This window comes from Fischerella major NIES-592, from assembly GCF_001904645.1.
Taxonomy (GTDB): domain Bacteria; phylum Cyanobacteriota; class Cyanobacteriia; order Cyanobacteriales; family Nostocaceae; genus Fischerella; species Fischerella thermalis.
Genome location: NZ_MRCA01000008.1, coordinates 173,253 through 187,980 on the forward strand (window position 1 = coordinate 173,253; position 14,728 = coordinate 187,980).

Annotated in this window: 14 protein-coding genes, 2 tRNA genes and 1 pseudogene; 6 read left to right on the forward strand and 11 right to left on the reverse strand. The window is 40.2% G+C overall.

What is annotated here, in order from left to right; translation table 11 throughout:
* Position 1: 1 nt before the first annotated feature.
* The 4 genes from NIES592_RS15905 to NIES592_RS15920 all read right to left on the reverse strand — a co-directional run bounded on the left by NIES592_RS15905 (position 2) and on the right by NIES592_RS15920 (position 3,622).
* Positions 2–1,168, reverse strand: coding sequence for a tyrosine-type recombinase/integrase (locus NIES592_RS15905; RefSeq protein WP_073556257.1), 1,167 nt, complete (start codon positions 1,166–1,168; stop codon positions 2–4).
* A 168-nt stretch (positions 1,169–1,336) separates the two neighbouring features.
* A tRNA-Thr gene (locus NIES592_RS15910) sits at positions 1,337–1,408 on the reverse strand.
* 64 nt (positions 1,409–1,472) lie between these two features.
* Positions 1,473–1,555: transfer RNA gene (locus tag NIES592_RS15915), tRNA-Tyr, on the reverse strand.
* 249 nt (positions 1,556–1,804) lie between these two features.
* Positions 1,805–3,622: an ABC transporter ATP-binding protein gene (locus NIES592_RS15920; RefSeq protein ID WP_073556258.1), complete on the reverse strand. Its 1,818-nt coding sequence runs from the start codon at positions 3,620–3,622 to the stop codon at positions 1,805–1,807.
* Between the two features lie 307 nt (positions 3,623–3,929).
* Between NIES592_RS15920 and NIES592_RS24615 the strand changes: the two are divergent.
* Positions 3,930–4,061 (forward strand): annotated as a pseudogene (locus tag NIES592_RS24615) (DUF2243 domain-containing protein); the annotation flags it as partial.
* On the opposite strand, the gene NIES592_RS15930 reads toward NIES592_RS24615, so the two are convergent.
* Positions 4,062–4,799 carry a DUF6816 family protein gene (locus NIES592_RS15930; protein ID WP_084552335.1) on the reverse strand — a complete coding sequence of 246 codons (738 nt, stop codon included), beginning with the start codon at positions 4,797–4,799 and terminating at the stop codon, positions 4,062–4,064.
* 773 nt (positions 4,800–5,572) lie between these two features.
* Between NIES592_RS15930 and NIES592_RS15935 the strand changes: the two genes are divergently transcribed.
* The 5 genes from NIES592_RS15935 to NIES592_RS15955 all read left to right on the forward strand — a co-directional run bounded on the left by NIES592_RS15935 (position 5,573) and on the right by NIES592_RS15955 (position 8,921).
* Complete coding sequence (locus tag NIES592_RS15935; RefSeq protein WP_073556259.1) at positions 5,573–6,445, forward strand: DUF4388 domain-containing protein; 873 nt, start codon at positions 5,573–5,575, stop codon at positions 6,443–6,445.
* Positions 6,445–6,993, forward strand: coding sequence for a GTP-binding protein (locus NIES592_RS15940; protein ID WP_009459117.1), 549 nt, complete (start codon positions 6,445–6,447; stop codon positions 6,991–6,993). The genes NIES592_RS15935 and NIES592_RS15940 overlap by 1 nt, the downstream gene beginning before the upstream one ends.
* Before the next feature lie 187 nt (positions 6,994–7,180).
* Complete coding sequence (locus NIES592_RS15945) at positions 7,181–7,768, forward strand: roadblock/LC7 domain-containing protein (RefSeq protein WP_073556260.1); 588 nt, start codon at positions 7,181–7,183, stop codon at positions 7,766–7,768.
* 100 nt (positions 7,769–7,868) lie between these two features.
* Entirely contained in the window at positions 7,869–8,345 is a 477-nt protein-coding gene (locus tag NIES592_RS15950) for a hydrocarbon-binding protein (RefSeq protein WP_073556261.1), read from the forward strand.
* 21 nt (positions 8,346–8,366) lie between these two features.
* A complete protein-coding gene (locus NIES592_RS15955; protein WP_073556262.1) occupies positions 8,367–8,921 on the forward strand; it encodes a protoglobin domain-containing protein in 555 nt (184 codons plus the stop codon).
* Between the two features lie 221 nt (positions 8,922–9,142).
* Here the strand turns inward: NIES592_RS15955 and NIES592_RS15960 are convergent, their stop codons facing one another.
* The 6 genes from NIES592_RS15960 to ffh form a co-directional block, all read right to left on the reverse strand.
* Positions 9,143–9,553, reverse strand: coding sequence for a ChuX/HutX family heme-like substrate-binding protein (locus NIES592_RS15960; RefSeq protein WP_073556284.1), 411 nt, complete (start codon positions 9,551–9,553; stop codon positions 9,143–9,145).
* Positions 9,554–9,635: 82 nt separating this feature from the next.
* Positions 9,636–10,589, reverse strand: coding sequence for a PhoH family protein (locus NIES592_RS15965; protein WP_016868526.1), 954 nt, complete (start codon positions 10,587–10,589; stop codon positions 9,636–9,638).
* A 532-nt stretch (positions 10,590–11,121) separates the two neighbouring features.
* Positions 11,122–11,298, reverse strand: coding sequence for a 30S ribosomal protein S21 (rpsU, locus tag NIES592_RS15970; protein ID WP_009455158.1), 177 nt, complete (start codon positions 11,296–11,298; stop codon positions 11,122–11,124).
* A gap of 263 nt (positions 11,299–11,561) precedes the next feature.
* Complete coding sequence (locus NIES592_RS15975; protein WP_199332298.1) at positions 11,562–11,990, reverse strand: KH domain-containing protein; 429 nt, start codon at positions 11,988–11,990, stop codon at positions 11,562–11,564.
* On the reverse strand, positions 11,953–12,213 hold the full coding sequence (gene rpsP, locus NIES592_RS15980; protein WP_009455154.1) for a 30S ribosomal protein S16: 261 nt from the start codon (positions 12,211–12,213) through the stop codon (positions 11,953–11,955). Before rpsP ends, NIES592_RS15975 begins: the two co-directional genes overlap by 38 nt.
* 453 nt (positions 12,214–12,666) lie before the next feature.
* Complete coding sequence (gene ffh / locus NIES592_RS15985; protein ID WP_062247077.1) at positions 12,667–14,127, reverse strand: signal recognition particle protein; 1,461 nt, start codon at positions 14,125–14,127, stop codon at positions 12,667–12,669.
* Positions 14,128–14,728: the final 601 nt, after the last annotated feature.

Consider the following 14,728-nt stretch of genomic DNA (forward strand, 5'->3'; position numbering starts at 1 on the left):
GCTACAACGGTTTTATTTGTTCTAAAAAATTAGAATCTAGATACTTTTTTTCAATCATCTCCACAGAATTATCACACCACTTTGCAACTACAGCAGTAGGGACACCCTTAGCAATTTGTTCAGAAATAAAAGTATCACGGCATGAGTAAGGAGTTGTTTTACGTCCTGCGATCGGGTCAACGATTTTATCCCAAGCGCGGCGAGAAAAGTTTCTGTAATGAATTGACAATCCTTCGGGAGAAAGAAAAACTAATGACTCTGGTTCAGGATTTTTCGGCTTAATTTCTAATAATAATTGCTGTAGTCGTTGATTACAGTTAAAAACGCGCTTTTTATTATTTTTAGAACCATTCACTCTCACTCTTTCACCATTTCCTACCTGAACTAATGCACTTTCAAAATAAATCCTAGAGCAATCTGATGTAATATGCTTCCATTGCAGACCAATTGCTTCTGATGGTCTGCATCCTGTTAAAAACAAAAACTCTACAAATGGTGCATAGTGACTATAGCCGATACCTTTTGTTGGTTTGTGATTTTTAAAAGCGTGAATAATCTTTTCTTTTTCTGCTTCGCTGAATGCATTCGGTTGTGAATCCTCTTGCCATTTATGCTTGGGAAGTTCTTTATACATTCCTTCAAAAGGATTAAAAGCAACTAAACCATGTTTCATACCCCACTTACAAGCAGCTGAAAGATACATAAGTACATCTTTAGCTTGGGAATTAGTAGTTTGTTGTAACAGCGAAATCCTAATTTTGACGCCTTCGTCTAATGATTGATAAGGACAGCGTTTTATGTGTTTTTCAAGAACAGATAGTTTATCTAGGGTTCTAGGTTTTAAAGTTTGACGCTTGCAGTCAATATACCTATCCCATAATTCCGATATTGTTAATACTGTGTATGGTTCCTCTGGTTTAACTATAGATAAATGTCTGTGAGGTTTGTACTTAGCCAGTGTTTCATCAAAGCATCCAGTTCTAATATCTTGTTCTATTTGATGTACTTTTTGTTCTGCGATCTGTCGATTTTCGGGAGTGTCAGCTAAACTAAGCCCCAAGTACTTTTGTTTGCCACTGTAAAGTTCTCTAGGTAATCTAATCCTTAAGCGATCGCGGAAAGATTCAATACCAACTGAACCTCTGGTAGCTTTCTGTGTTACATCCATGTGAAATTTTGACTATCCTAAGGTGTACTCTATTATAGTCAAATGATAGTCAAAAGACAAGACTGATATTCAAAAAATAGTCATAATTAATAGCATCCCTTTCATATATAAAAACTGAAACCCTTGATATTCAAGAGTTTCAGGTAAAAGATTATAGTAAAAGTAAAAAGCCCGTGACGAGGATTGAACTCGTGACCTCACCCTTACCAAGGGTGTGCTCTACCACTGAGCTACACGGGCAAAATTTATGTAACTAAAAATGTAAAACTAAATATTTAATTTTACATTTTTAATTTTTGAGAGGTGGGCCGGGCTGGATTTGAACCAGCGTAGGCGCTAGCCAACGGATTTACAGTCCGTCTCCATTAACCACTCGGACACCGACCCGTGAGACCCACGATTAAAAATATTAGCACAAGCTTTTAGAATTTCCAAGCTTTTTTTCAAAAAAATTAGGTTGGTCAATTGCCATTGGTCATTGGTCATTAGTCAAGAGAAAGATGGAGAGGTGGGGAAGTGTGATGGAGAGTGTGAGGAGTGTGGGGAGTATTAAAACAACTAACTACTAACCAATGTAGAGACGTGCCATGGTACGTCTGGTACAACCACCAACCACCAACCATCAACAATCAACCACTAACTCAGTAATTCACCGGTCTCTTGTAGTGCGTGTAAGCGATGGTAAATACCACCATGACGCAGAAGTTCTTCGTGATTACCTACTTCTATGATTTTGCCTTGATCTAAAACCACAATCTGATCTGCTTCCCGGACTGTACTCAGGCGGTGGGCAATCACAATCGTAGTACGAGTTCCTTGGAGCGATCGCATCGCCAATTGAATCGAACGTTCCGACTCATAATCTAAGCTAGAAGTAGCTTCGTCAAAAATCAACACATCTGGTTCTACTAGTAACGCCCTAGCAATTCCCAGGCGCTGTCTTTGTCCACCAGATAACCTTACACCTCTTTCCCCTACAACAGTGTAATAACCTTGGGGTAGATGTTGGATGACTTCATCAAGTCTGGCAATTTTACAGGCTTCTTCAACTTGGTCAAAGGTGACATCTGGTCTACCATACTTGAGATTATCCAAGACAGTTCCGTTAAATACATCTACTTCTTGGTGAACTATCGCTAGTCTCCGGCGATAATTCCCCACATCCAGAGTACGAATATCTTGACCATCAATCAGAATTTGACCTTGATTTGGTTCAAAATAGCGCAATAGTAATTTCACCAAAGTAGATTTACCCGAACCAGACCTTCCTACCAATGCCACTGTTTGATATGGTTCAATCAAGAGATTGATGTCTTGTAAAACTGGACGCTGAGGTTCGTAGCCAAAACTAACGTGGGAAAACTCTACTTTTCCTGTAAATTGATAAGCAGAATCTGGTTGTCGTTTTTCTAAAAGACCAACCGCATCAACTCCTGATGGTTCTTGTAGAAACTCGTGAAACCGCACCATAGAACTGTAGCGACGGGCAAAAATTTCCGCTAACACGCTAATTGGTTCCAACTCCGCATAAGCCATGCTGGAAAGAGTTAGAGTCATGATAAAGTGACCAAGAGAAATCCTACCAGCTACAGTTTCCACTAGCGTCAAACCTAAGATTGTGAACACACAAAACTGAATCACAGTTCTTTGCCACGTATTCAGCCTCACGTAACCTTTGTGGATACGATAATCCACAACAGTTAATTCACGTTCTAAACGGACTTTTTGCCGTTCTAATTCTTTTGCTTCTGTGGCAAATGCTTTTACTGTTTTAATGTTACTGATAATTTCCGAAGTCCGACTTTCCGTTCCTTCAGAGTACTTATCCAAGCGGTTATCATGCCAAACTAGGCGCTTTAACTTTCTCAAGGTAAAACCAAGAATAACCACAAAGGAAATTAAATACAAAATCGCGATTCGCCACTCCACAAACCAGATAAATACAAAAATTCCTAACACCCTAAACAGCTTGGGAATCATCTGTCCGGCAATTTCGGGATAAGTCCAAGTGTGGTTGGCGACACCTCTAGCTACTCGTCCAGCAATGCGTCCAGGGTTATTTTCGTCATAAAATTCCAAGGGTAAAGTGAGAATCTTTTCAATCGCTTTTTGATGTTGATCTCGACGCGCCCTTAAGGCAATATCCCAATGAAACCAATTAGCTAACCAAGGTTGTGTCGGCGCTCTCACCACGGTCACAAGAAAAATTAAACCCAGCAATACACCCAAAGATAGAAATTGATTGACTGGGTAATTGATAACGTTTGCAACTGTGGCGATCGCTGTTATCAGTGGCTTATCTAACGGTTGATTAGACAACACATTTAAAATTTGCCCGATCGCATAGGGTACGACCAAATCGATAATCTCGTAAACACTGGTAGTTGCAATACTGAAAATACTTAGCCCCCAGTAAGGACGAAAGTAATTGAGAATATCTCTAAAGTTAGCCATGATGCACACTGTCCAAGAGCATGAGCCTTTAGCTCCGGAAGTTTATACTACATTTATATTACATTGTAGTCAAGAGGCAAATTATTAAATTATCACCCCAAACGAACGCGCAAAAGGGATGTTCGGTAGGACGGGGTGAGATAGCCCTTTTAAGTTAAGATTATCTATTTTTCTTGGTGTCTTAGTGTCTTAGTGGTGAAAAAATTATTTTATTAACCACCAAGACACCAAGACACGAAGGTAAAAAACTTAAATCTTTTCTCCAGGCAGAAGATCGCGCTTCAAAACGTTTTATATTTTAGTAAAACTCGGTATTCATCATGTGAAACCAGGGGTGCATCAATTAGCCTGGGATTTGGGATTTTTAGGTAGCTGTGTGTTGCTGATTGTGGTTGGTTGGATAATGTTACAAGGCTCACCACAAACAACTGACAAGTAACTATCGAAAAAATTCCAAGCGATACCTATACAAAGCAACTGGATGAGAACCAGCTTTAAAATAATCTGGATCTTGTGGCGAAAGGTAAACAGCAGTAACTTGATCACCTTCTATGGCTGGGTTGGAAGTAGATAATTTGCGGTAAGCGGTGGTAGATTCTACAGAGTTGAAATAGGGACGTCCACCACCTTTAAATATTTGTTGAAAAACTTCGGTTGTTATAAACCTACCATCGGATGTTGTTTCTGTAGCGCGTGCAGAAACAATTGAAACTAGCTGACGTTCATGACGTAGAAATGTTATCTGGCGATTGGGTGAATCTGGATCTACTTTGACGGAGATTACAGCTGTATCGCCTAAATAAGCCCGTGCCAAATTTAACCCGTTAAACGCTCTATCTGCTACTACTGCTGATTTAGTATCAGCAACAGGTGTGCTTTCTCGTAGAAATCGTACTTGAAACCTCAGAGGCTGATTTAGATACTGACGATTTCCCTCAAACCCAGGAGTGACAATATCAGGAGCTAAAGGTGCAACCATATCTACAAGGGTGCTAACCAGTTGCCAATCACCCGCCATCCAGTCAGGATATATTAAATCTCCCACAGCAGGTTTTGTGGAAGTAATTTTTTCCCAAACAGGGAAATTATCTAAACGTTTGGCTAACTCTTCTGCTTTTGCATCTCCACTCCACAGCAAGAATAAAAAAATCAAGCAAAAACCCCAGATTTTCCTCATGTTAACTATCAAGACTATTGTTTGCAAAATGTAAATTTTTCTGGATTAAAAGCTCATCTAATTAGAAATTATGTTGCAATTTCGTTACTAAATTTAGCTATCAAATCAATAAACTCAATAAAAACATTACCTGATTACAAAAATACTGAAGAGTTTTTAGCCTTCAAAGCCTATTTTTCTGCTTAGAGAAGCTGATTTGGCTAGACATGTGTTTTTTCCACATAATTTTGTCTAAAATTCATCTAAATTGATGCTTTTTGCTTGATACTAGCATCCATGAAGAGCTTGAGAATTAGAATCAGGTAAGTTTAAAGTTTTAATTTATACTTGTAAATAAACGCTTTTAGTGTTATTACTGAAGCTACATCAATAATAAATAGTTTAATTAGTAAAATTACTCATTCTAATAAGCGAATTCTATATTTATGCTTCTGAATGATGTGACAATAAAAATGTAAATAATTTTGCAAAATAGCAATCAACCTTGATTGTTGCTAAAAAGTTGTTAGAGTAAGATGTCAATTGAGAACTGGGAAATTAAAATTATTAGCCTACAGTGCTGAGTTGGAGTTTATAACTTAAATTACCAATTATTTTATGAACTCCTTCTAATTTGTTTTGGTCATTGCTTTAATTTCTAAACAAAATAATTAGCTCAACTTTGTAGGTGTTTATCATTGTTGAATAGTAGTCAGTTAAAACCGACAGGGTATTCAGTTATTTATTAGGGTGTAATCTTTCATAAATTACTTTATTTATGTTTGGATGAACTAATGAACCTCTCTAGTTCCTTCACTGACTTTTCTTTGGCTGAGTTATTTCAAATAATTGACAAAGGCAGAAAATCTGGGTGTTTAAGTGTATGTACTTTACCAGATATTCATAGTCCTGAATCAAAATCACAATACTATTACATCTGGTTTAAACAGGGACGTGTAGTTGCAGCAGCAAACCGCTTAAATGGTCAGGGTTTAGTCTACAAAATTGCTCAAAGAAAGTGGTTAAATCAGTCACTTATAGAACAATATCGACAAACATTTTCCACGGACAAGCCCCTTGGTTTATATCTAAAAGCACAAGGATTACTGAATACTGAGCAATTAAATTTATTATTTGCAAGTCAACTGCATCAGGTGCGACAGTTATTTGAAATTCAAAAAGGTGTGTTTAAACTCGATAGCAAAGCACCTTTACCTGCTCAAGAAATGACAGGTTTAAGTTTGAGAGCGACAGAACTGGCTCTCATGGCTTTAAGAACAATAAAGAACTGGAAAATATTAGCTGATGCACTCCCAGATGCGAGTTCTGCTATACGCAGTATTGCCCAAGGTAAACCACAAATTCATTTACATGCTTTAGAGTGGCAAGTGTGGGAATTCGCTAATGGTAGTGTTGCTTTAAGTGCGATCGCATCTCAAATTAATCAACCAATAGCTTTAGTTCAGCAAGCAGCTTTTCGGTTAATTTTAGCTTGTTTAGTAGAAGAAGTTCCCTTGATGGCATCAACACCAGAACTGAGTGATTATCCTGTAGATTTAAACTTAGTTAATTCCTTGGAATCACGACAGTCTCCAGTCATGGAAACAATCAAGATCAGTACTTTATTTTTACAAAATCTAGTTGGCTTTTTGAGGAGTAATAATTGATGGAAATCCTACGCATTGTAGTCACTGGAGGCGTAGGTGCAGGTAAAACAAGCTTTATTCGTACCATCAGTGAAATCGAAACGGTAGATACCGATAGAAAAGCAACTGATGAAATCGCACTCCTGAAAGAAAAAACTACAGTTGCATTAGATTTTGGGCGATTGACTATTGCACCCAACCAATCACTACATCTTTATGGCACACCTGGACAAGTACGCTTTGATTTTATGTGGGACATCTTAATTCAAAAAGCCCATGCCTACATTTTGCTAATTGATGCACACCGTCCAGAACATCTGCGCTATAGTCGAAAAATTCTTCAGTTTATGAAGCATCGGGTACAAATACCATGTTTAATAGGGTTAACTCATACTGATTGCCCTGAAGCTTGGCCGATGGAAGATATAGCCTTAACTTTAGGGTTACTGGATGAAAATAACAGATTACCGATAATATCTGTTAATCCTACGGAAGCTGCTTCTGTAAAAAAAAGTTTAATTGCCTTGCTGGAAGAATTTGCCAAATATTACCAGTATTCTACGGAATAACAAGTTTGATGTTTGTAACAAACTTCTAAACAGAATGTAAAAGATAAAACAAGTAACAATTTTTTATCCTGTTATCGGGAATTTTCCTTGTTACTTATATTTGAGTTGTCTCAATTCTTGGAGTCAGCTATTGGCCGCAGATGATGCGATCGCCATCACGCTATTCATAGTCTGCTGTTTAACCGCTATGCTTCTGGGCTACTTACTAAAACTACTCACCAGGGGATTTCAAGCAAAATCCTCTGTGTCGCCAGAATCACACTTGTTAACAAAAGCACATTTACCAGAATCAACAATTGCGGAAAATACAGCACACTTGTTACCAGTGGTAACGGTAGACTCTGTGTTCACTACAACTACCCAGAAGACTCATACATTTGTATTAAATATTGTGGAGGACAAATTCATGATTAACGTCTCAATGTTGCAAGACGAACTGCAAAACTTTGTTTCCGGAACCTCTGATATTCAGGGTGCGGCTTTAGTAAGTCCAGATGGCTTGGCTTTGGCTTCTGTGTTACCAGGTGGGATGGATGAAGAACGAACTGCTGCTATGTCTGCATCTATGCTGTCCTTGGGTGAACGGATTGGTCGTGAACTAGTTCGTGGGAATGTAGAACGTATTGTTGTGGAAGGAGAAAAAGGCTACGGCGTCCTAGTTGCTTGTGGGAGTGATGCAGTTTTATTAGTACTTGCTGGTGCAGGAGTCAAACAAGGCTTACTGTTTCTAGAAGTCAAACGTGCTGTGGCAAGAATTTCGCCTCTGTTAGCCTGACTAAAAACACAAAACAATCCATACACAAGTGTTTGGATTACCGATTTTATATCTTAAGATTCCTATCTCAAATTGCATTGAATTTACAGGAGCATCACAGATGTTACGTCCTATCTTAGGGGATTTTAGCAGTATTATCTGTTTCAAGGCAGCAATTACAGGTATGGAAGAGGCTTTGGGCGAAAAAGCAACTGCGATCGCTTTAACTGCGGCAGGTCGTTATCGTGGCAAAACCTTAGCTCAAGAATTAAACCTAGCAAACTCGTCGATGTCCTTAGAGGAACTAGCCGACAAACTCGATCATGTTTTCGGTAAAGATGGCACTCGTCTGTGTATAGTCGAGAAAATTGTCCAAGAAGATAATGAGGTAATCAAGTTATATACATCAGAAACCTTATGTTCTGCTGATGAACCCCAAGGTTCACAGCGTAAATGTACTTATACCCTTGGTGCTATTTGGGGTGTACTAGAAGAAACTTTTAATCAACGCCTGCAAGGCAAGCATACTGAATCTATATTGCGTGGTGGCAATTATGATGTATTTGAGTTTACCAAATTATCATATTTAGTTGTTTAGTTGTTAAAGGAGAAGTTGATAATGCCTTTAGAAACACTCGCCTTTTTGTCTACCCTAGAACAGCGTGTAGGCTTAACAGATGAGAACAAAGCCACACTGAAGTCCCAAGCCGACTGGGGTTTACAAATTGCTCCCGAAATGGCTGACCATTTTTATGCCTACCTGGGGCGTGATGCGGAAATGAGTGCAATTTTGCATGATGGAAACGGGCGTATTCATCGCTTGCGTGAAACCTTTATTCAATGGTTTCACGAAATGTTTACAGGTATGGATGACTGGGGCCAAGCTTATGCTGATCGCCGTTGGAAAATCGGTTTAGTTCATGTCCGTATAGGGATTGGACCTCAGCACGTTGTTCCAGCAATGGCGACAGTAATTCACGAAGTAGAAAAGCGCCTACAAGTTGATGGTCAAAACCAAGCCCTCAAAGAAGCCCTCAGCCGCATCTGCATGATTGATTTAGCATTTATTGAGCAAGCTTATGTAGAGGTATCATCAGATGCTGTTCTTAGAGAAACTGGTTGGACTCAAGGTTTGTTTAGGCGTTTAATTGCTACTGGCGCGCGCTCTATGTAAGTCTAACAAATACCTTGCTTATCTAATTGGGTTAACTATTGATTAGTAGTTTGCAAAAACTCCTACCTGTGTTTAGCACAAATAAGTTACAGGGCGCATTCTCCACATACCCTGCACTACCATAAATCAAACTTAATTTTTTGTTGGGCTGCTGACAATGGCTCGATCTTTGCTTGCACTTGCTCTACAAACAACAAACAACTATCAACAAACAACAACTATTAACTAATCTCTGCCAAGGGTGCAGGCTGCCAAACTTCTCCATACTTTTCCCGGAGAGTGTACCAAGCTTCTACTTGCCCCGGTTCATACTCACCCGGCTTACCCCACTGTAAAAATAGACTCAAAGCAGGTTCCTGTTTATCGTCGATAAATCTGATTGCATAGGTGGTGAAATTACCCCGCTTCGCTTCACCCGTTTCAAATTTCACTTGAGTAATCTTGTCCATGTTTAAGTGAAATTCAAAACCTTCTGTATGCATATTTGCGTATTTACCCTTAGGTAGCTCTGCATAAAACAACTTTTCAATTTTGCCCCGTGCTTCCAATACTGCGGCGCTGCTAGTGACAATTAAACGCAAAGTTCCCAAAGTTTCGCAAGCTTCCAAAAATTCTTTTAATGTATTTTTCATTTGTCCTTTTTCCTTGTTGATTGTTGATTGTTGATTGTTGGTTGTTATTTTTTCCAAACAACAACCAACTACCAACTAATCTCTACTTTTCATACTGTTCGTATGCATTCACAATACGTTGAACTAGGGCATGACGCACAACATCTTTTTGGCTAAATTCACAAAAAGCGATTCCTTCCACGTGCCTCAAAATCTTGATTGCCATTGTCAACCCAGATTCTTGATGTAATGGTAAATCGACTTGTGTTATGTCACCTGTGATGACCATACGGGAGTTAAAACCCAAGCGAGTCAACACCATTTTCATCTGGGAAGTTGTAGTATTTTGGGCTTCATCCACAATCACAAAGGCATTATTGAGTGTGCGCCCCCGCATGTAAGCTAAAGGAGCAACTTCAATTACACCTCTTTCCATCAATGATGGTACTTTTTCTGGGTCGATAAATTCATTGATGGCATCGTAAAGTGGACGCAGATAGGGATTGACTTTTTGTTGCAAGTCTCCTGGCAAAAAACCAAGTTTTTCACCTGCTTCAACAGCAGGGCGAGTGAGAATTAGCTTTTCATACTGATTAGCCAGAAGTGCTTGTACTGCTATAACTACCGCCAGGAAGGTCTTACCTGTACCAGCCGGTCCGGTACAGAAAATCATGTCGTGCTTGTGTAGGGCTTGGATATATTGTTTTTGCCGAAAAGTTTTAGCGCGGACTTCTTCGCCTCGACGAGTTTTTGCCAGGACATCTTTTTGCAAGTCTCGCAGTTCATCTTCTCTATGGGTGTCTAAAGCTTGACGAGCAGTGAGAATATCAGCACTAGAAACAATATTACCTTTGCTCCACAGATATTCGAGCGATCGCACTAATCGAGAAGCTAAATCAACTTGTTTGTCTGTTCCAGAAATATGTAGTTCCTGTCCTCGCAGCACCAGCCTGGCCCCTGTTTGCTTAGACAGAGTTTTGAGATTTTCTTCTCCTTGTCCAGCCAGAGTGATTGCACTTGCGATATTCGGCAGTTCAATTGTTAAGGCATCTGCCATAGTTTTACTGTATTACCAATAGCTTATATTTGCAGAAATTATTGTTCTAATAAGTATCATGTCCACTGAAACACTTATGTTATGCGTCGGCGTCGGTAATGGGTAATCGGTAATGGGTACTCTCTGCCCTCTGATTTGAAAGTAACCTCACCCCGTCCGATCGGACACCCCTCTCCTTAGCAAGGAGAGGGGTAGGGGGTGAGGTTTTCATGGCAAAGCTCGTGAAATTTTTTCATCGCAACTGCCCTCTGCCTTTCCCGAAGGGTAGATAAAAAATAATTTACTTTGTTTAAGTTCTACTTTTATAATTATCAATTTCTTAGTTCTTTCTAACTTAGAATTTCCAATCTTCTGGTTCTAAAGGGCTAATAAAATCTACAAAACCCCACCCCTGTCTAGGGGTTTTTAGGGGTGGGAAAGTCAAGCATCTCTACTTTTGTAGGTTTGGCTACAACAAGTGTTTGCAAACCTTCAATCAAGCTGTCAACTTTGTAGTTAATTGCTAACTACAGACTGCTGAAAGCTTTTAGTTTTAGTAGCGACTACCTTTACGTGCAGCCTCCTCTTTACGCTTACGACGCAGACTAGGTTTTTCGTATCTTTCGCGACGCTTGACTTCAGATAAAATTCCAGCTTTTTGAATTTTCTTTTTAAAGCGTCTTAGTGCCGAGTCAATCGACTCATTTTCACCTAAACGGACTTCAGCCACTCTCTGGTTTCACCTCCTTACAGAGATTATCTGAGTCACTTACTCCATTTGTACACCACAAGTAATATCTACTAGTGGCAGAGTTTGATTTGTAAAGTACCCACAACCAAACCTTGTGGTTATAGTTGGGTTCTCCTGTCTCATTGGCAGATGCCATGTTGGGTACACTCATGATCGAGTAACCGGATTTGATTCCGGGGTCATGGTCTTAGTCTGCCTTTGTGCTTTGTTGATTTTTAACCCCATTTTTTCCGTAGTTTAGACTAGCGGGAACGAGATTTAATCACAGGACGGCTTCCGTTAGTGCGTCTTTCTCTTGATTTCGAGGGCAATCGCTCTTCTCCCTCTTCTTCAAAAGCTGCGCTCTCTCGACCAACACCATTGCTGCCATATATATCTAAGTATACTGAGTGACCAGCAGCTTCAGCAGCAGCAGCAATGACTGTACGAATCGCCTGGATATTGCGTCCTCCCCTACCAAACACTTTACCTTTGTCTGTGCTTTCAAAAGCGATGCGAATCCAAGCCCGCTTGCGGGTGTGATACATTTCACAATCGACGCTCAAAGACTCAGGAGATTCTAAAAACGGCTGCATTAAAAAACGTACTAACCCAACGTAGTCAGGACTTACTGTTGGGGATTTTGTAACAAACTTAGGAAGCGGCTTTTGCACTGACCTGTTCAAAGACATTGGCTTTCTGTAGGATGCGACGCACGGTGTCAGTTGGTTGGGCACCTTGTTGTAGTCGCTTGACGATCCCGGGAACATCCAGTCGTACTTCATCGGTTCTGGGGTTATAGTATCCCAGTTCTTCCAGGGGACGACCATCGCGGCGAGCAAGGCTGTTAATAGCAATTATGCGATAGCTCGCTTCCCGCTTTTTACCGTATCGCTTCAAGCGCAGTTTAATCATGATTGAGGGACTATTCTCCTATTGTTAGCAATGAGTTGGCAGATAGTTAATAAGGATTTGGGTCAGGGGTAAGGGGTATGGGAAGTAGGGAGAATAGGAAGAGTAGGGAGAGTAGGGAGAGTAGGGAAGAAAATACCTTTTGATCTTCTTCCACTTCTCCTACCCCTCACACTTTTCCCACTCCCCCACTTCTTCATCTTCCAATTTCTCCACCATCAAGTTTTTCTTTTGTCCTTTAACCTTGTACCCGACTCTTGCAAAAGTGACTTTTACAAGAAATTTAATTTGTTCATCAGTTTGTGTTAGTTCCTCTTTTAAAGAAGATCATAACTTGCATACTGAAATGCTAATTTTAGCACTTGCACGAGCTTAACTGCTATTAGTCAATTGTCATGTGTCATTTGTTGTTTGTCAAAAACCAATGACTAATAACTAATAGTTAATGACCATTGACTATAAAGTACCAAAACCTTTCTTCTTTTTGTCCTTCTTGGGCTTCTTTTTGGCACTAGCACCGCCACTATAACCCCGCCATCCGGGAGGAGTAGGACGATTGCCACCGGCAGCTAGAGGATTGCCCATACCGCCGCCAAACATTCCCGGCATCCCAGGAAAGCTACCCTGACCCATTTGCTGCATAAGAGAACGCATCTTTTGGAAGTCACTTACTAGCTTACTAACATCGGCTTCTTTATACCCACTTCCACCCGCAATCCGCCGTCGTCGGCTAGGTGAACTAGCCAATAAATCTGGATTTTTGCGTTCTTCTTGGGTCATGGAATTGATCATTGCTTCACAGCGTTTGAGCTGAGTTTCTCCTTGCTGCAACTGATCACTGCTAAGTTTGTTCATCCCTGGAATTAACTTCAGGATGCCGCCCAAAGAACCCATGTTTTTCAACAAACGTAGTTGCTTGAGAAAGTCGGTAAAGTCGAACTTGGCCGCAAGAATTTTTTCTTGCATTTTCTCGGCATCAGCCAAGTCAAACTCTTCTTGGGCTTTTTCCACCAAAGTAAGAACATCGCCCATACCCAGAATTCGCGAAGCCATGCGATCGGGATAAAATGGTTGCAGAGCCTCAACTTTCTCGCCAACACCAACAAACTTAATTGGCGCTCCTGAGATTCTGCGTACTGATAACGCTGCCCCTCCACGACTATCACCATCCAGCTTGGTGAGAATTGCACCAGTAATGCCAATTTGTTCGTGAAAAGTACGAGTCAAATTAGCTGCTTCTTGACCAGTCATCGCGTCCACAACCAAGAGGGTTTCGTGGGGTTGGACGACTTCTTTGATCCGAGCTAGTTCTGCCATCATATCTGCGTCTATTTGCAGACGTCCAGCAGTATCAATAATTACAGTATCGAATTTTTCGGCTCTGCCGCGCTCTACACCCAAACGAGCTATTTCTACAGGATCAGCGTCACTTCCTATCTCAAACACTGGTACGTCAATTTGTTTACCCAGTGTTACCAACTGCTCGATCGCTGCTGGACGATAAACGTCTGTTGCTACCATCAAGCAAGTACGATCAATTTTACGTAGGTGTAAAGCCAGCTTAGCAGTCGCAGTGGTTTTACCAGTTCCCTGCAACCCAGCCATTAAAACTATCGTGGGTGGATTTTGCGCTTGTACCAGGGGTACATTTGTTTCCCCCATGACCTGCACCAACTCATCGTAAACAATTTTGATGAACTGTTGGTCAGGACGCACGCCAGCAATAACCTCGGCTCCCTGTGCCTTAGCTTCAACTTCGCTAATAAATTCTTTAACTACCTGGAGATTGACATCTGCCTCCAACAGGGCGCGGCGGACTTCCCGTAAAGCATCCTGAATATTAGATTGGGATATTTTGTCTTGTCCCCGCAGTTTTTTCCAAGCAGCTTCTAAACGGTCAGCAAGTGCATCAAACATAGCAATTAATTTTTTTTACAGGTAGTTAGCTAGTGATATAACAGTTATCAGTTATTCAGTAAAGAGTGCATCGTCGTTTGGATTTAAGTCCCTGAAAAATTAGTCGAAAGCTTTGCTGACAGGTTTAAATCCTCGACTATAGATCTGTTCACTGATAACTGTTCACTGTTCACTGGTGTATGGGCTTTTGCCTGAGACAGACTTTAGCCAATTCTAAATCACAAGACCAGAAATTCTGGTAGATTTTTGAAGGTGCTATTTACCAGCTTAGTAGTTTTGCTCTCCAAGTGTTGCCATAAAATACCCATGTACTTGGATGTAGAGATAATGAAATTTATACTTAGAATATTTTTTACTTCAATATTTTTGAGAATAATCAAAACTGGATTAAGCACAAAACATTATAAGTAAGCTCTTGTGTTGTCATCAAATTATTGTGTAAACCTAAATTATATCTCTTCCCTTGTGAGATGGAGCTAATTCTGAAGTTTTTTATTTTGCTCTCATTGATGGGTCTCAATTTAAATTTATTATGTAAATGAGCGTTTTCAACACATAGCTATTTAGAGCTATTTGTCAGATAAGTTTTTAGATATCGAAA